This is a genomic window from Thermoanaerobacterium sp. CMT5567-10 (assembly GCF_030534315.2).
Taxonomy (GTDB): domain Bacteria; phylum Bacillota; class Thermoanaerobacteria; order Thermoanaerobacterales; family Thermoanaerobacteraceae; genus Thermoanaerobacterium.
This window is the reverse complement of record NZ_CP130558.2, coordinates 701,074-717,572: the sequence shown is the minus strand read 5'-3', so window position 1 is coordinate 717,572 and position 16,499 is coordinate 701,074. Positions and strand designations below refer to the sequence as shown.

Below are 16,499 nucleotides of genomic sequence, written 5' to 3'. Positions count from 1 at the left end.
AGGAGGTTTTGTTATGGATAGATATATTTTTCCGGCTGTATTTGAGTCTGACGGAAACGGTGGTTATACTGTAACTTTTCCCGATTTGCCAGGATGCATAACCGAAGGTGATACACTTGATGAAGCATTGTATATGGCTAAGGATGCTTTAGAGCTTTATATATATAATTTGGAAGAAGATAATGAAATAATTCCAGATCCAACAGCACCAGAAAAAATAAAAGTTCCTGAAGGTGCTTTTGTAAATCTTATTGAGGTTTACATGCCTCCTGTTCGTGATGAAATGGCCAATAAAAGTGTCAATAAAACAGTAACAATTCCGCGATGGTTAAATGAGGCAGCGGAAAAGGCAAATATAAACTTTTCGCAAGTACTTCAATATGCACTAAAAGAACAATTAAAAATAACAGATAGATATAAAGCACTCTAAAATGGGTGCTTTATTTTTTATTCTGCTCAAAATTAATCACTGATAATATATTATTATCTACTTTTTGTAGATATGTCAGTCAATGTACATTACATCCACATAGTATTACTTCGTTTAATGTTTTTAATATATAATGTTCATAAAAATATATTTGTGTGATAACATGCGTATATGTAGATTGTTTTGACTTTTCTATGTAATAGCCCAATCCTTGCAAAGATACTTATCAATGGCACTTAAAGAAACTAAGGAAAGATATTCATTAGTACTAATACATATTGAACCGCTGTATACCGAACGGTACGTAGGGTGGTGTGAGAGGACGCTGAATAAAATAATTATTCAGCTCCTATTCGAATGCTTTTTATAAAATCTATTGACACGTATTGAATACGTATTATAATATTAATTAAGGGAGGGTAATATATGAAAAGTTATTCGTCCCGGGAGATACTCAAAATACTTCAGCAAGATGGTTGGTACATAGTAAAAATTAATGGAAGTCATCATCAACTTAAACATCCAGTAAAACAAGGAAAAGTAACTGTGCCACATCCTAAAAAGGATATTCCTTTTAAAACTGCAAAAAGTATTTTGGAACAGGCAGGACTTAAGCTCGAGTGAGTTCTGCCTCCCTCCCTGAAACAAGCAAAAAAGTATTTCGGTAATATGTCAAGGGATGATTGAAAAAAATTAAAAAAATTTTTTAAAAAAACAGCTAAAAAAGAGCATAGCAAAGCTAACCATTACTAAAAACAGCAATGGGAATATATGTTAATTATGGAAATAGTATATTATGTTAGTATTTACAATCATCTCCTTTCATTGCTGGTGGTTTATAAAGTTTTTCTTCGCGCAGCAGAGCAAAGACTAACCTTACAGCTTTGCGTGCCGTTAAAACTAAAGCACGTTTGTGTTTATGAGTTTTACTTTCATTAAATTTGCGAGCATAGTATTGTGAAAACTCAGGACAATATTTCCTAAGTTGGTCGGCTGCTTGAATAAAGTAATATCTGAGATATTCATTACCAGTGCGTTTTAAATAAGTGTCCTCCGCTTTAAAATCCGCAGACTGGTATTCTGACCAATATATGCCGGAAAACTTTGCAAGGGCATTATCATTATCAAACCTTGATATTCCGCCTATCTCAGATATTAGGCCAGCTGCTATAGTTGGACCAATGCCATTTACTGAAGTAAGACAAAGAAATTGATTCTTAAATCCTTTGACTTCATTGGCAATGGTCTTTTCAGAAGCTTTCTTCTGCTTTTCAAGATACTGTATATTATCAAGACAAGACTTGATAACAAAATTCAAAGAATCATTTACATTAGCGTTGATTCTATAAGATTTGCGTACAGCATCTTGGAGTAATTTAGCCGTAGCATTAGGGTCATTAAAATGGTCTCTGCCTTTATCAACTAAAAAGGCAATAAGATCTTCAAGCGGTCGAGCCGCAATATCATCAAGAGTTAAAAACTCATTAAATATTTCAGTAGCAGCCGCACCAAAATTATTACTAAAAACTTTAATCTGACATAAGCCACTAAATTTAAGAAACAGATTACTTAGGAAATAATTTTTCTCCCTGACAATACTATCAACAATGTGAAAGCGATGGCGGGTAAGCCTTTGGAGAGCAAGATATCTAAAATCTACAGGACAAGATTTAGGAAGCCTTCCAAACCTTAATTTTTCAGCAATAACAAAAGCATCAACCCAGTCATTCTTAGGCAAATCGCCAAGAGACTTTTTAAAAGCCTTGACAGTATTAGCATTAAAAGTAGTTACAGAAGGATTAAAAGGCTTCAAGGAAGCATGGTCAGCTAAATAATACTGAATATGCCAACCATAGACTGAAGTAGATTCTAGACCAATAAAAACCTTCTGAACGTTGTATTTATTACAACAATCCAAGATATGAGACACTAAAATATTGCAACCAGAAGGATTATTATCTACAGAAAAACGAGAGCAAGCATCATTACCGTCTTGGTCTAGAATATGAACCTTGACATCATCCAAGCTTATATCCATGCCTACGAAAAGTTTATTCAAGGCTATAGCACCTCCTTTCAAAGGTAATGGTGTAGATTGAAAGTTAATTTGAGATAACCTAGCGACCAGATTATGTAGCAACCTCGCAATTAGCTATTAGTATATAAACCTGAATCCTCTGCTGCCAGGGGTTTATATACGACAAAGCAGATTTCGCGTGAGAAAAGGCAAATCTGGTGTAGGGACCATACTTTAAAGAGCGGAAAAACCGCATGGAGGACAAAAGCCTGTCCCATATTAACTTTACAGTATAATAATGCTACAAGTTATCTCAAAAGTAAACATAAAGGCCGTAAAATAAAAGATGTGGCGGCCTGTGCCATGTACTTAATTTGATATTTTAGATACATGGCAATAGATGTGATTTCAAAATAATGTTTTAAAGAAAAAGAGGTAATTTCCAATTATCAATGTGCTTTATTAAATTTTAAGATGTGAGACAAATTTATTGTCTACAAAAATAATTATACGAGGAGGTATTTAGATGAAAGAAACATATATATATCCTGCTATATTTGATTATGCATCTGACGGCATTTCTGTCAGTTTTCCAGATTTACCTGGCTGTTTTACATGTGGAGACAATGATGAAGAAGCTATAAAAAATGCAAAAGAAGCGATGGCACTTCATATTGCAGGCATGGAAGATGATGGAGATGTTATACCAGAACCAACTCCTATTTCGAAGGTAAAATTAGAAGATAATCAAATTGTTGTTCCAATAGAAGTATGGATGCCATACTATAGAAGTGGTATTAAAACTGTTTATGTAAAGAAAACACTGACAATACCATCATGGCTTAACAGTGTGGCCGAAAGAAGTAAAATAAACTTTTCACAGGTACTTCAAGAAGCTCTTAAAGAAAAATTGGGGATTAGAGAATATAAGCAATAAGCACTCTTCGCTGAGTGCTCTATTTTTTTAAAATTAATCACTGATAATATATTATTATCTATTTTTTGTAGATATGTCAGTCAATGTACATTACATCCACATAGTATTACTTCATTTAATGTTTTCAATATATAATGTTCATAAATATATATTTGTGTGATAATATGCCTCATCGAAAATATTTTGACGTATTTACACATGTATGGTATATATATTGTATATCAAAGTTTAGGGGAAATGAGACATGAAGAAAAACGAAGAAATAATAGTTAATATAGATGATATGAATTTAGAAGGTTACGGGTTATCATATTTAGATGACAGTATTATTAAAGTAAGAGGTGCCATTAAGGGGCAGAAGGTAAAGGTGAAAATAAAGAAGATAAAAGGCGAAAAAATTGAAGCAGACGTTGTAAAGGTATTAGAGAGATCGCCTATGGAGTCTGATGATGTATGTAATCATTTTGGAAAATGTGGCGGCTGTGCATATCTAAATATAAATTATGAAGATCAATTGAAAATAAAAGAAGATTATGTAAAAAAACTCCTTGATGAAGCAGGAATAAAAGATTTTGAATTTCTCGGCATTGTCGGAAGTCCTGATGTTTTTTCGTATAGAAACAAAATGGAGTACACGTTTGGAAAAGATGACAATGGCATAATGCAGTTGGGACTTCATGTAAAAGGCAGGTATTATGATATTATAACGACGGAAGACTGCAGGATTGTTGACAGCGATTTTATTGCATGTTTAAAAAATGTTTTGGAGTATGCGAAACAGCACAGCTTGCCACACCATAATATAAAGACACACGAAGGCTATCTGAGACACTTAGTCATTAGAAAAGCGGCAAATACAGGTGAAATTCTCATAAATATCGTTACAACTTCCCAGATAAAACACGATTTTAGTAAACTGGTAAATGAGCTTAGAAACATAAAATTAAATGGCAAACTTGTCGGCATATTGCATACTGTAAATGATAGCTATTCTGATGCGGTTAAGTGCGAAAAACTTACAGTTTTGTACGGTAGAGACTATATAATGGAAGAAATACTCGGACTTAAATTTAAGATAAGCGCATTTTCATTTTTCCAAACTAATTCAAAAGGCGCTGAGAAACTCTATAGCATAGCAAGGGAATTTGCAGGTGAAATATCTAATAAAGTTTTATTTGACTTGTATTGCGGTACTGGGACTATAGGAATAATAATGGCACCATTGGCTAAAAAAGTCATAGGCATAGAACTTGTCGAAGAAGCCGTTGATGCTGCACGAGAAAATGCGCGATTAAATGGGCTTGGCAATATACATTTTATAGCTGGTGATGTTGCACAAAGAATAAGGGAGATAGACGAAAAGCCAGATGTGGTTGTATTAGATCCTCCGAGACCGGGAGTAAATCCAAAAGCTGTAATGGACATCATAAAGTTAAACCCAGAAAAGATAATTTACGTATCCTGCAATCCTGTATCACTTGTAAGGGATTTAAAGATGCTTACTGAAAGGCAGTACAAAGTGGAAAAGGTAAAATGCGTTGACATGTTCCCTCACACATACCATGTGGAGACGGTGGTGTTGATAGAGAGGAAATAGCAGTATTTCAAGGGGTTAGAGCAATCTAGCCTCTTTTTTATGTGTGTTTTATGTTTCCGTAGATTAAGGATTTATCCTAGGGGTTCACAATTACGCAAATATATACTGAAACGCAAAATTAGAATGTGATTTTGTGTTTTTGTTAATAGATAAAATTTGGTTCCTTAAGATATAAATACATTGTCTAATTGTATGACTCAATCAAAGAGAATTAGAAACTGTATTTAGGATTAAAACTATTGCCTTAAATTTTTTTAAAATAAAGTATTGACCTGAAGTAAACTTAAAGGTTTATAATTATTTAACATCAGAGAAAAAGTAATAAAAGTCCTTGAAATAAATAAAGACTTTCCTAGTAGTATTATTATTTAGGATGTACTACAGATGACAATTAAAGAAGTATCAGAAAAAACAGGAATATCAATAGATAATCTACGCTATTATGAAAGAAGAGGTCTTATTCCACCAGTTCCCAGAACGGAGTCTGGCATACGAAATTATGATGAAATGTCAATTCAATGGATTGAGTTTGTCATGAGGTTTAAAAAAGCAGGAGTTTCATTGGGGACTATACGTGAATATATCCAGCTTGCAATAAAAGGTGAATCAACCAAGGATGCTAGACGAGATTTGTTGATTAAAACAAAAGCTGGTATAGAAGAAAAAATGCGCGAAATGCAGGAAACATTGGATATTATAAATTATAAGATTGACACTTATGATCAGAAGTGTGGCCCTATTACAAATGAATTAATAGCGTCATGGAAAGTAACACCGCTGTATTATTTCGGAATGTCAACACAGATAAAAGCAGTTATCGATCGCTTTCATGCCAATAACGCAAAGTTGGCAGGCAATAAAAAAGCAATGTTTTTAGCAACATCTTATGGTGCAGATGATTGGACAATGGAGGCATTTGAGAAAAATTATGAATCCATACTTCGTTTTATGAATTGGGATGATGCAGGAAAGTTATTTGCTACAGGATGTCCAGTAAGGGAAGTGATTGAACAGACTAATTTTCCAAATAAGGCATATGAATTAGGAAAGTCTATACAATAAATAAAAATTAATAGTAAAAGAAGGAGGAAAAGGTATGCCAGTAATTACTTTAGAAGCAGGAAAGTTAAATAAAGAACAGAAAAGCCAGATGGTAAAAGAATTTACTGCAACAGCATCAAAGATTATGAATGTACCAGAACAAGCATTTATTGTGTTAATAAAAGAAAATCAGCAAGAAAACATAGGGGTTGGCGGACAGCTCCTGTCAGAAAAAAAGTAGTTTATCATATACATGCTCATTGTAAAGAGTAGGCCTTCGGTTCCGTTTGCCGAAGGTCAAAAAATATAATGGCATAAATAGGATTTTTTGCTTGATACAAATAAAACGCTATTCTTCTGGTTATTGTTTTTTGAAACTTTATTATCACAATACATTAAAAAAGGAGAGATAAAACATGAAAATTTTAGTTATTGAAGGAAGTCCACATAAACATGGTTCTTCAAATCTGCTTGCAGAACGTTTTATTGATGGAGCAAGAGACGCAGGACATATGGTGACGGTATTTGATGCGGCACATGCGAATTTGCATCCATGTCTGGGATGTGACGTCTGCGGCATGGCTGGAGTGTGTATTCAGAAAGACGATATGGAATCGTTGAAAGATAACATTAGACATTCAGATATGATCGTATTTGTTACACCATTGTATTACTTTGGTTTTTCGGCGCAGATAAAAATGGTAATAGATCGTTTCTACAGCTTCAACGGAGAATTAACATCTAAAGGACTGAAAACAGCGCTGATTGCAGCAGCATGGAATAGCGATAATGAAACAATGGAATTTTTAAAAAACCATTATTTGAAATTGTGTAATTATCTAAACTTCAAAAATCAGGGTATGATTTTAGGAGTGGGTTGTGGTTCCCCTTCCATGACAGAGAGGACAAAATATCCGCAAAAAGCCTACGACTTTGGAAGATCACTAAAATGACATTGCACTCTTTTTTGGTTTAAAGGATAAAACAAAAAATAATTAACATAAATATGAATATAAATCATTACAGAATAATTTTTAAAAACATCTTGACTTAGAGTTAACTCAAAGGATTATCATAATATTAACACTTACAGGTGTATGTGTAAATTTACTAGATCAAAGAATACTGGAGGAATGAAAATGAGTTTTAATATGTATGTGCCGACAAGATTTATTTTTGGTTGCGGAAGACTTAGCGAACTGCACGAGCAAAAACTTCCCGGCAAAAAAGCAATGGTAGTAATCTCGAATGGAAAATCTTCTAGAGAAAATGGTTCCCTTGACCGTACCTTAAAGGAGCTTTCCAAAGCTGGTGTAGAAAGTGTTGTGTTTGATAAGGTTCAGGCAAATCCGCTTAAGTCTACTGTTATGGCGGGGGCTAAGACAGCAAGGGATAACGGATGTGACTTTATAGTTGCCCTTGGTGGCGGCAGCGTAATGGACGCTTCCAAAGCAATGGCGGCAATGGCAACAAACGACGGCGACATTTGGGACTATATCAACGGCGGTACTGGCAAAGGCAAAGCGCTGACAAATGATCCGCTTCCTGTAGTTTGCATTACAACAACCGCAGGAACTGGTTCAGAAGCGGACCAATGGGGTGTCATCACAAATGACGAAACCAATGAAAAAATCGGTTTCGGCGGTGATGACCGTTTGTTCCCGGTGATTTCTATTATTGATCCCGAATTAATGAAGACAGTTCCACCTAAATTTACTGCTTATCAAGGTTTTGATACTCTTTTTCATGCTACAGAAAGCTATATTTCCAAATTTGCAAACCTGATGAGTGATATGTATGCCTTGACATCAATCGAAAACACAGCAAAATATCTTCCACGAGCGGTGAAAGATGGCGGAGATATGGAAGCGAGAGAACGCATGGCTTTTGCCAATACCCTTTCCGGCATAGTTATGACTATCAGTGTAACTACCGCAGAGCATTCCATTGAGCATGCTATGAGTGCATATCATCAGGATTTGCCTCATGGTGCAGGGCTTATCATGATTTCAAAGGCATTCTATGAATTCTTTATTGAAAAGCATGCTTGTGACGAGAGATTTATTACTATGGCAAAGGCAATGGGAATCAAAGATGCTAATAGGGCAGAGGATTTCATTACCGCGTTGGTGGATTTGCAAAAGGCATGTGGAGTGGCAGATCTCAAAATGAGCGACTATGGCATCACACCGGATGAATTTGATAAAATCGCTACAAATGCCCGTGAAACCATGGGCGGATTGTTCGCAGCCAATCCTTGTGAAATGACACATGAAGATGTCGTTGAGGTTCTTAAGAAATCATATAGATAGGAGGATTTTTATCATGGATTATGTGACTTTAAATAATGGAATAAGAATGCCAATGGAAGGTTTCGGCGTGTTTCAGATAGAAGACGCCAAGGTTTGTGAACAGGCTGTTTTAGATGCGTTGGACGCAGGCTATCGTTTAATTGATACTGCATCTGCTTACTTTAATGAGGAGGCCGTTGGAGCAGCAATCAGAAAGAGTGGTATTCCACGAGAAGAATTGTTTATTACTACCAAATTGTGGATTCAGGACGCCGGTTATGAAAAAGCAAAAAAAGCATTTCAAACTTCTTTGGATAAGCTGGGGCTTGAATATCTGGATTTATATTTGATTCATCAGCCATTCAATGATTATTATGGTTCTTGGAGAGCGATGGAAGAACTTTATGAAGAGGGGAAAATTCGGGCTATTGGTGTGAGTAATTTTTATCCTGATCGTCTGGTTGATTTATGCGTTAATGCAAGGATTATCCCTGCAGTCAATCAAGTGGAAATACACCCATTTTTCCAGCAGGATGAGGCGCTTAAAATCATGAAAGAATTTGGCGTGCAGCCGCAGGCATGGGGCCCTTTGGCTGAGGGTAAGCATGGTATTTTTACAAACGAAATACTGACCAGCATCGCAAGCAAATATGATAAAACTGTTGCCCAGGTTGTTCTTCGTTGGAATGTTCAGCGCGGAGTAGTTGTTATTCCTAAGTCAACACGGAAGGAACGTATTGAAGAAAATCTTAACATCTGGGATTTCGCACTCAGTGATGAAGATATGGCTAATATTGCAAAGCTGGATCTTGGTCACAGCGAAATTATCGATCATTTTTCACCTGAGACGGTAAAGTGGCTGAATGGATGGAAAATTCACGAATAATGCTCGGTAGCGTCCTCAATATATTCTAGATTGGAGGATGTCACCATGAAAGGAGTAAGATTAGTAAGATGATGAAAAAACAAACGGCAGGCAGAGATGCCCTGGGATCATTTGCCCCAAAATTTGCTGAATTAAACGATGACATTCTTTTTGGAGAGGTTTGGTCTAGAGAAGACAAATTGTCATTAAGAGATCGAAGTATTGTTACTGTAACAGCTCTTATTGCAAAAGGAATTTTTGACAATTCCCTAAAATATCACATCACTAATGCAAAAAAAAATGGTGTTAGTGCTGAAGAAATGGCAGAAATAATCACGCATTTAGCATTCTATGTAGGATGGCCTAATGCATGGGCAGCATTTTCGTTGGCAAAAGAGATATATGCTGAATAATCAAAAAAATGAGAATGGAGTGAATTTTATTATGGATAGAAATGAATTAGAAAAGATATCTGATTTTCCATTAGGTGAGGAAAATGTAGCATTTGCACAATATTTTACTGGAAAGAGCTATTTAAGCCTCTTAAATGATAAAGAAGTAAATATTCATAATGTTACGTTCGAACCTGGATGCAGAAACAATTGGCATATACATCATGGCTGTGGTCAGATACTGATCTGTGTTGGTGGGCATGGCTTATATCAAGAAGCTGGGAAAGATGCACGACTATTAAAAAGCGGCGATGTAGTATATATACCACCAGAGATTAAGCATTGGCACGGCGCCGTCAAGGATGAAGGGTTTGCACATCTATCATTAACAGTTCCGACGGAAGGAGCAAACACTGAATGGTGTGAACCGGTTACCGATGAAGAATATAACAAACTACTTTGAAATTTTTAAATAAAGTGTTTGTTTCTGAATGCATTAAATGCAGACTATGATTGGAATCGACGAATAGTTGTTTGTGATCCTAAATGTTGGGAATGAAAAGCCATCCGGTAAGCTAGATGGCTGAAGTCTTATATGCTTTTCAGAAAGTCGCTGGGTAATACAGCTCTGACTGGCGAGTTGACGAAGTCCTTAATGTTCCGGGTAATGATGCATTCCATTTTCCTGCGCTTGGCGCATGCGGCAAGCAAGGCATCCTCATAATCTTCAATGGGCAGCTCAAGCGCCTTCTTGCAGTCGGAGCCAGTGACGTCAAGGATGTTGAAGATTTTTATGATTTTATATATTTCCTGCTTGCACCGCTTCTTGTCGTGCAGATATTTGTGTAGAAGGTAATAGATATCCGTAATGGAGCTTGCGGTTATATGCACGTTGATTTTTTCCTCGGCGGCCATAATAAACAATTTTTGCGCGTCTTCAGCGAAAGGCGAGCGGGAAAGCATGGCGTCCAGCATGACGTTGGTATCAATTAATACGTTCATGACGGCTCAAGCGCTCCTCTCTCGCCTGCTCCAAAGAAGCATCGGCAGGCAGTATACCAAACAAGGATTTTGCCATTTCAACTTTGTCCTGTTTTGTGTTTGTAAGCTTGGCAATGGCTTTGCCGTTTTTTGTAATATATATGTCCTCTTTGGAGGCAAGGGCGAGATACTTTCCAATATTGTTCTTAAATTCGGTTGCTGTTATTTGCATAGTGATACCTCCTTGTACAAAATTCATTATTTCAATTTCCTAATATTATTATACAAAAATAAGATTAAAATTATCAACAATAATCGAACAATTGTTTGTGTCAAGTAGTTGTTGGCAAATTTTTTTCTTCAAATTTTATCCGTATAATGTTTAATGTGTTGTGAATTTTCGTGCAATTATTTTTACTCCATTCTTATCTTCATATTCCGCCTTTTATATGACTTTTAATTCACTTAAACATTTGTATCTGAGTATTTCTCTTATTGTTTTTCTGCCGTTTGTCATTGCACAACCTTCAAACGGCATATCGCCTCTTTGCATATGATATGTTTTTGCTTTTTTCTGCTTTTTGTTTACATCCGCTGCTGATAATTTTATTTCTTCTTTTATCTCTGCTAATTTTTCTTCTGATATTATAACATTAAAGTATGTTTCTACAACACTATTAAGTTTTCCGCTTGTCTTTAAGGCTAGTATCTTTGCTAAATTGTTCGCACCTTTTTCTGTCCAACTCATTTTTCCCGCATTCATTCTGCGCGCCAATGTGTCAAATATATTGTTTTCCATTGTTCCTAAATGTTTGTATTCTATCCCTTCTGGGGCTTCTGGTATTTTTATTTCTTCTCTCTTTTGGTATGGTTTTATCCCTTCCTTATTGGCTACTAAATAGTTATATAGTTTTTCTAATTTCTTCATTTGCTTTTCATCATCTTTTTGCTCTATCATTAATTTCGCTATGTATTCTAGACTTTCTTCTGCTTTCCCTTCATCTAGCATTTTCATCAATTTGCGGGCATCTTTTTTGTTCTCTATATTCCTTATTACTGCTTGGCTTTTATGAAATGGATCTAATTGAAAATATACTCCTTCTTCTCCTAAACTTTCTTTAATCCAACTTGCTCCATCTCCATTTATTATCTTTATTTCTATTTCGTCTATGTTGTATTCTTTTGCTATCGTTGCATCTACTAATTCTTTAAATTCTTTGCTGCTTGCAAATCCTGCACATGCTATTTTATTATGTGTTATATATTCATTACTTCCCGGGCTTCTTTTTACCCATCCGTCGTATGCTACTGCTAATTTTATTTCTTTTTTTCCCCTGCTTTTTTTGCCTTTTGGTCTGTCTTTGCCTTGCATTGATAACCATAATCCATCCATTTCTTGAAATAATATTTTTGTTTCTTTTTCTCCTCTTAATTTGTTTTCTTTGAATAGTTTTATATCTTGTTTTTCTAATTCTGCTATTTTTTCTCCAACCTTTTGTATTATATTCCATGCAGTTGTATGGCTTATGCTTTGATTTGTTAATGATTCTATATTTTTCGCTGCTTCTCTATATGACATTTCTGTTACATTTTCTACAACTTTTTCAATAAGATTTGTTGATATATGCCCTATTGTATCCATTTTTAAATACTCATCTAAAAGATAAACATATTCCTTTTTCCCTTCACTATTTATATGTTCATAAATTCTTTTATCAAATTCAACAGTGCCCATAATTGTTTTTATGTTTGTATGCTTTTTACCTTTACATCTATATTCTTTTTTGTCCCTTTTTTCTAGTAACATATCATCTATCTTCATGAGGATTTGAGCCATTATTTTACAAGCTTCTTCGCAAACTAATTTGTAAATTTCCGCTTCTAAATCCTTGAAATTTATTTCATTTTCGTTTAAACTTATATCTAGCATGTAATCACCTCTATAACGCTTTTTTTGTTTTTTCTATTTAAACATTATAGCGGATGATTCATGCGAAAGGAAGGTATTTTTTGGATACCTTCCTTTTTCTATTTTTTACCGCCTACTAAAATTATACACTAAGCGAACAATTTTATTTTTACAATCGTACAGTATATGTGATCAAAATTTCATTGGATATGTTTCCTACAATGAGTGTGGGGCATGCGCAAAAAACTGGGTATATAACATATCATAAAAATTATTTTTTTATGATAACTCAAAGAATATTTGTTGAAAACCTCTTGACTTAGAGTTAACTCAAAGGCTTATCATGGTATTAATACATAATTATACCCTTAAAGTATTGATTTAAAGAGGTGAGTAGAAATGAATAAATTTAATGACAAAAAAATTTTAATAGCCTATTTTTCAAGAGAAGGAGGCAATTATGTCAGTGGTCGCATTGTGAATTTGTCGGTTGGAAATACGGAAGTTGTAGCTAAAATGATTCAGAAAATAACCGGCGGTGAACTGTTCCGCATTAACACGGTAAAAAAATATCCTGATGATTATACAGAAGCTACAAAAGTTGCTCAGCAAGAATTACGTGATAATGCAAGACCTGAGCTTTCAGAATATCTTGATAATATTGACGACTATGAAATTATCATATTATGCTATCCCAATTGGTGGGGAACTATGCCTATGCCTGTATTTACTTTTCTTGAGAAATATGACTTTACCGAAAAAACCATTCTTCCGGTCTGTACACATGAAGGAAGTGGTTTGGGACACAGCGAAAGCGATATAAGAAAGACTTGTCCAAATGCAAGGCTTGAAAAAGGGCTTGCTATAAAAGGTAGCAATGTACATTCAGCTCAGCCTGAGATTGAGAAATGGCTGCAAAAATTCATAAATAATTTTGAGGAGGAAAAGTAAAATGGAATATTCAAAACTAGGAAATTCTGATATTCTTGTTTCTCGTATTTGCGTAGGTTGCATGAGCTTTGGTGACACGTCAAGTAATTTTCATGCATGGACACTAAACGCTGAAGATAGTGAAGCAATAATCAAACATGCTCTTGATCTTGGTATAAATTTTTTTGACACTGCAAATGTATATTCTGGCGGTACCAGTGAAGAATATCTTGGCCGTGCGATAAAGAACAATATAGCTCGTGATAAAGTAGTTATAGCTACTAAAGTTTATTTTAACGAAGGCAAACTTTCAAAAAAGGCGATACTTCGTGAGATCGATGGCTCACTAAAACGGTTGGGTACAGATTACGTTGATCTTTACATTATTCATCGATTCGATTATGACACACCGATAGAGGAAACGATGGAAGCACTTGACAGTCTTGTAAAGGCAGGAAAGGTGAGAGCTCTCGGCGCTTCAGCAATGTATGGCTACCAGTTTTACAATATGCAGCTTGCTGCCGAGAAGAACGGTTGGACAAAGTTTGTTTCAATGCAGAATCACTACAATCTGCTTTACCGTGAGGATGAGCGGGAACTTATTCCGATTTGCAAGCAAATGAATGTTGCACTTACCCCATACAGCCCACTTGCTGCTGGAAGGCTTTCACGTCTTGAATGGAAGGCAGATACGAAACGAAGCCAGACAGATAAAATTGCAGTTTCAAAGTACGATAGTACCCAAGAGACAGACTATGGAATAGTACTTCGCGTAAATGAACTTGCCAAGAAGTATGGTGTTACAATGACGCAGATTTCTCTTGCATGGCATTTTGCTAAGGGAGTTACAGCGCCAATTATCGGTGTAACAAAGGCAAAGTATTTAGACGACGCTGTAGGGGCTCTCAATGTAAAACTTACGGATGATGACATTGCCTACCTTGAGGAACTGTATGTTCCACACAAAATAGTCGGTGCGCTTTAATTCTCGATTTTAAATTAATGTATGTGAAAGGAGCATTTGTATGCAAAAAGTAGTTTTAAATAATGGTGTAGAAATGCCGATCTTAGGATTTGGCGTTTATCAAATAAATGATGCTAATGAGTGTGAACGTTGTGTTTTGGATGCAATTGAAGCAGGGTATCGTCTTATTGATACTGCTGCATCATACGGCAATGAAGAAGCTGTAGGAAAAGCAATAAAAAAGAGTGGTGTTCCGAGAGAAGAACTTTTCATTACTACAAAACTTTGGGTTCAGGATGCTGGTTATGAAAAAACCAAAAAAGCTTTTGAAAAATCGCTTAAAAATCTTCAGCTTGATTATCTTGACCTTTATTTGATTCATCAACCGTTTGGCGATGTCTATGGCTCATGGCGTGCTATGGAGGAGCTGTGCCGTGAGGGGAAAGTCAGAGCAATTGGAGTAAGCAACTTTTACCCAGACAGGCTTGTTGATTTAATCCTCAATAATGAAATACTTCCTGTGGTAAATCAAGTAGAAACGCATCCATTCTGCCAGCAAATTGACAGTCAAAAAATAATGAAAGAATACAAAGTACAAATAGAATCATGGGGTCCTTTTGCCGAGGGCAGAAACAACATGTTTCAAAATGAAGTGCTGGTATCGCTGGCCCAAAAGCACGGTAGATCGGTTGCTCAAATTATATTGCGTTGGCTTGTACAAAGGGGAGTTGTTGCAATTCCAAAATCAGTGCGTAAGGAAAGGATTATTGAAAATTTCAACATATTTGATTTTGAACTTTCTGCAGAAGATATGGATAAAATTGCAGCATTGGATAAGAAAGAAAGTGCATTCTTTTCACACAGGGACCCCGAAGTCGTAAAATGGATTTGTTCATTAAAGAGATAATTAATGGTATTGGAGGTCTACGTATGAGAAAAAGATTTTTAGGTAAAAGTGGACTGGAAGTTTCCACTGTCGGATTAGGATGCATGGGATTATCTCATGCTTATGGAGCGCCAATCGAGAAAAATGAAGCCATCCGTCTGATCCAGCAGGCGGTGGAGATGGGTTATACATTCTTTGATACAGCCGAGATTTATGGAACACCGGATAACCCGCACCACAATGAAATGCTGGTGGGAGAAGCACTGAAACCTTACCGGGATCAGGTGGTTATCGCAACAAAATTCGGTATCCGGTTTGATACTAACAGTCGTGAAGTACCTTATCCCATTATCCCGGATTCCCGCCCTGAGTGCATCCGCGCTTCGGTGGAGGGTTCTTTGAAACGGCTCAAGATCGATTGCATTGACCTGTATTACCAGCACCGAATCGACCCAAAAATTCCCGCCGAAGAAGTGGCCGGCGTGATGTCCGACTTAATCCGCGAGGGCAAGATCAAGCATTGGGGAATTTCGGAGGCCAATGAGGAATATCTTCGCCGCGCTCACGCAGTATGTCCGGTGACGGCGGTACAAAACCGGTATTCCATGATGGCCCGGCACTACGAGCTTTTGTTCCCTGTATTGGAGGAACTGGGGGTTGGATTTGTTGCTTTCTCTCCGTTGGCAAACGGGTTCCTAAGCGGTAAATATGGAAAAGGAATTGAATTTGATAAGAAATATGATTATCGCAGCAAAATGCCGCAGTTTACCGATGAAGCTATTGACAAAAATCAGGAACTGCTGGAACTGTTAAACCGGATGGCAGAAAAAAAAGATGCTACACCCGCCCAGATTGCTTTGGCGTGGATGTTATGCAAAAAGCCGTGGATTGTTCCGATTCCCGGCACCCGCAAGGTGGAACGACTGAAAGAAAACGCAATCGCTGCTGATATAGAACTGACAGACGCAGAGGTTAGGGCTTTGGATGACGCGTTGGATACCATTCCCATGTCTGAGGTATTCGGAGGTACCCGACTCAATGGAAATAGTGAGAACATGAGTAAAAGGAAATAATACAAAAAGCTGATATTGACTGCCAGCTTCAGCAAAGATGGGAATTCTGCCATGTTTTGCGATACATGTTATTGAGGTTTCTATAATGAAATTAAATTTCCTAATAGGCTTATTGTGTTTTTCACTTTCTTTTTTTAAAGGTTGTGCTGACAAAGGTGCTATTGTCGATACCTCATTTAAAAATCA

The 16,499-nt window shown here is 36.3% G+C and carries 19 protein-coding genes; 15 read left to right on the top strand and 4 right to left on the bottom strand.

The genetic code is table 11. The features are described from left to right. The first annotated feature begins 13 nt into the window (after positions 1-13). Both Q2T46_RS03770 and Q2T46_RS03765 read left to right on the top strand, forming a co-directional pair. The gene (locus Q2T46_RS03770; protein WP_209452617.1) at positions 14-430 is read left to right on the top strand and encodes a type II toxin-antitoxin system HicB family antitoxin; all 417 of its coding nucleotides are present in this window, start codon (positions 14-16) and stop codon (positions 428-430) included. Between the two features lie 426 nt (positions 431-856). Then, positions 857-1,054 (top strand): type II toxin-antitoxin system HicA family toxin, encoded by a 198-nt coding sequence (locus Q2T46_RS03765; RefSeq protein WP_303264202.1) that lies wholly within the window; start codon positions 857-859, stop codon positions 1,052-1,054. Between the two features lie 175 nt (positions 1,055-1,229). Here Q2T46_RS03765 and Q2T46_RS03760 read toward each other — a convergent pair whose 3' ends face one another. After that, entirely contained in the window at positions 1,230-2,468 is a 1,239-nt protein-coding gene (locus tag Q2T46_RS03760; RefSeq protein ID WP_174664688.1) for an IS110 family transposase, read from the bottom strand. Positions 2,469-2,973: 505 nt separating this feature from the next. Here Q2T46_RS03760 and Q2T46_RS03755 point away from each other — a divergent pair. The 9 genes from Q2T46_RS03755 to Q2T46_RS03715 all read left to right on the top strand — a co-directional run bounded on the left by Q2T46_RS03755 (position 2,974) and on the right by Q2T46_RS03715 (position 10,033). After that, entirely contained in the window at positions 2,974-3,384 is a 411-nt protein-coding gene (locus Q2T46_RS03755) for a type II toxin-antitoxin system HicB family antitoxin (protein ID WP_303264203.1), read from the top strand. A gap of 244 nt (positions 3,385-3,628) precedes the next feature. After that, positions 3,629-4,981 carry a 23S rRNA (uracil(1939)-C(5))-methyltransferase RlmD gene (gene rlmD / locus Q2T46_RS03750; protein WP_303264204.1) on the top strand — a complete coding sequence of 451 codons (1,353 nt, stop codon included), beginning with the start codon at positions 3,629-3,631 and terminating at the stop codon, positions 4,979-4,981. A gap of 384 nt (positions 4,982-5,365) precedes the next feature. After that, a complete protein-coding gene (locus tag Q2T46_RS03745) occupies positions 5,366-6,043 on the top strand; it encodes a MerR family transcriptional regulator (protein WP_303264205.1) in 678 nt (225 codons plus the stop codon). 34 nt (positions 6,044-6,077) lie between these two features. After that, positions 6,078-6,263 (top strand): 4-oxalocrotonate tautomerase DmpI, encoded by a 186-nt coding sequence (gene dmpI, locus Q2T46_RS03740; RefSeq protein ID WP_303264206.1) that lies wholly within the window; start codon positions 6,078-6,080, stop codon positions 6,261-6,263. 175 nt (positions 6,264-6,438) lie between these two features. Further along, positions 6,439-6,975 (top strand): flavodoxin family protein, encoded by a 537-nt coding sequence (locus tag Q2T46_RS03735; protein WP_303264207.1) that lies wholly within the window; start codon positions 6,439-6,441, stop codon positions 6,973-6,975. 186 nt (positions 6,976-7,161) lie between these two features. Beyond that, positions 7,162-8,334: an iron-containing alcohol dehydrogenase gene (locus Q2T46_RS03730; RefSeq protein ID WP_303264208.1), complete on the top strand. Its 1,173-nt coding sequence runs from the start codon at positions 7,162-7,164 to the stop codon at positions 8,332-8,334. Between the two features lie 13 nt (positions 8,335-8,347). Next, positions 8,348-9,199, top strand: a complete 852-nt coding sequence (locus Q2T46_RS03725; RefSeq protein ID WP_303264209.1) for an aldo/keto reductase — start codon at positions 8,348-8,350, stop codon at positions 9,197-9,199. 71 nt (positions 9,200-9,270) lie between these two features. Next, entirely contained in the window at positions 9,271-9,591 is a 321-nt protein-coding gene (locus tag Q2T46_RS03720) for a carboxymuconolactone decarboxylase family protein (RefSeq protein WP_099252561.1), read from the top strand. A 31-nt stretch (positions 9,592-9,622) separates the two neighbouring features. Next, positions 9,623-10,033: a cupin domain-containing protein gene (locus tag Q2T46_RS03715; RefSeq protein WP_041587539.1), complete on the top strand. Its 411-nt coding sequence runs from the start codon at positions 9,623-9,625 to the stop codon at positions 10,031-10,033. 128 nt (positions 10,034-10,161) lie between these two features. On the opposite strand, the gene Q2T46_RS03710 is transcribed toward Q2T46_RS03715, so the two are convergent. The 3 genes from Q2T46_RS03710 to Q2T46_RS03700 form a co-directional block, all read right to left on the bottom strand. After that, positions 10,162-10,572, bottom strand: a complete 411-nt coding sequence (locus tag Q2T46_RS03710) for a PIN domain-containing protein (RefSeq protein ID WP_303264211.1) — start codon at positions 10,570-10,572, stop codon at positions 10,162-10,164. After that, positions 10,556-10,783 carry a type II toxin-antitoxin system Phd/YefM family antitoxin gene (locus tag Q2T46_RS03705; protein ID WP_013297379.1) on the bottom strand — a complete coding sequence of 76 codons (228 nt, stop codon included), beginning with the start codon at positions 10,781-10,783 and terminating at the stop codon, positions 10,556-10,558. Before Q2T46_RS03705 ends, Q2T46_RS03710 begins: the two co-directional genes overlap by 17 nt. Before the next feature lie 213 nt (positions 10,784-10,996). Next, positions 10,997-12,481 carry an ISLre2 family transposase gene (locus tag Q2T46_RS03700; protein ID WP_303264212.1) on the bottom strand — a complete coding sequence of 495 codons (1,485 nt, stop codon included), beginning with the start codon at positions 12,479-12,481 and terminating at the stop codon, positions 10,997-10,999. A gap of 378 nt (positions 12,482-12,859) precedes the next feature. On the opposite strand from Q2T46_RS03700, the gene Q2T46_RS03695 reads away from it, so the two are divergent. Genes Q2T46_RS03695 through Q2T46_RS03680 form a run of 4 tightly spaced genes read left to right on the top strand, consistent with a single transcriptional unit; the run spans position 12,860 to position 16,313 of the window. Continuing rightward, on the top strand, positions 12,860-13,411 hold the full coding sequence (locus Q2T46_RS03695) for a flavodoxin (RefSeq protein ID WP_094043168.1): 552 nt from the start codon (positions 12,860-12,862) through the stop codon (positions 13,409-13,411). Between the two features lies 1 nt (position 13,412). After that, positions 13,413-14,375, top strand: coding sequence for an aldo/keto reductase (locus Q2T46_RS03690; protein ID WP_303265816.1), 963 nt, complete (start codon positions 13,413-13,415; stop codon positions 14,373-14,375). 40 nt (positions 14,376-14,415) lie between these two features. Next, positions 14,416-15,261, top strand: a complete 846-nt coding sequence (locus Q2T46_RS03685) for an aldo/keto reductase (protein WP_303264213.1) — start codon at positions 14,416-14,418, stop codon at positions 15,259-15,261. 23 nt (positions 15,262-15,284) lie between these two features. Next, positions 15,285-16,313 carry an aldo/keto reductase gene (locus tag Q2T46_RS03680; RefSeq protein WP_303264214.1) on the top strand — a complete coding sequence of 343 codons (1,029 nt, stop codon included), beginning with the start codon at positions 15,285-15,287 and terminating at the stop codon, positions 16,311-16,313. The last annotated feature ends 186 nt before the right edge of the window (positions 16,314-16,499 follow it).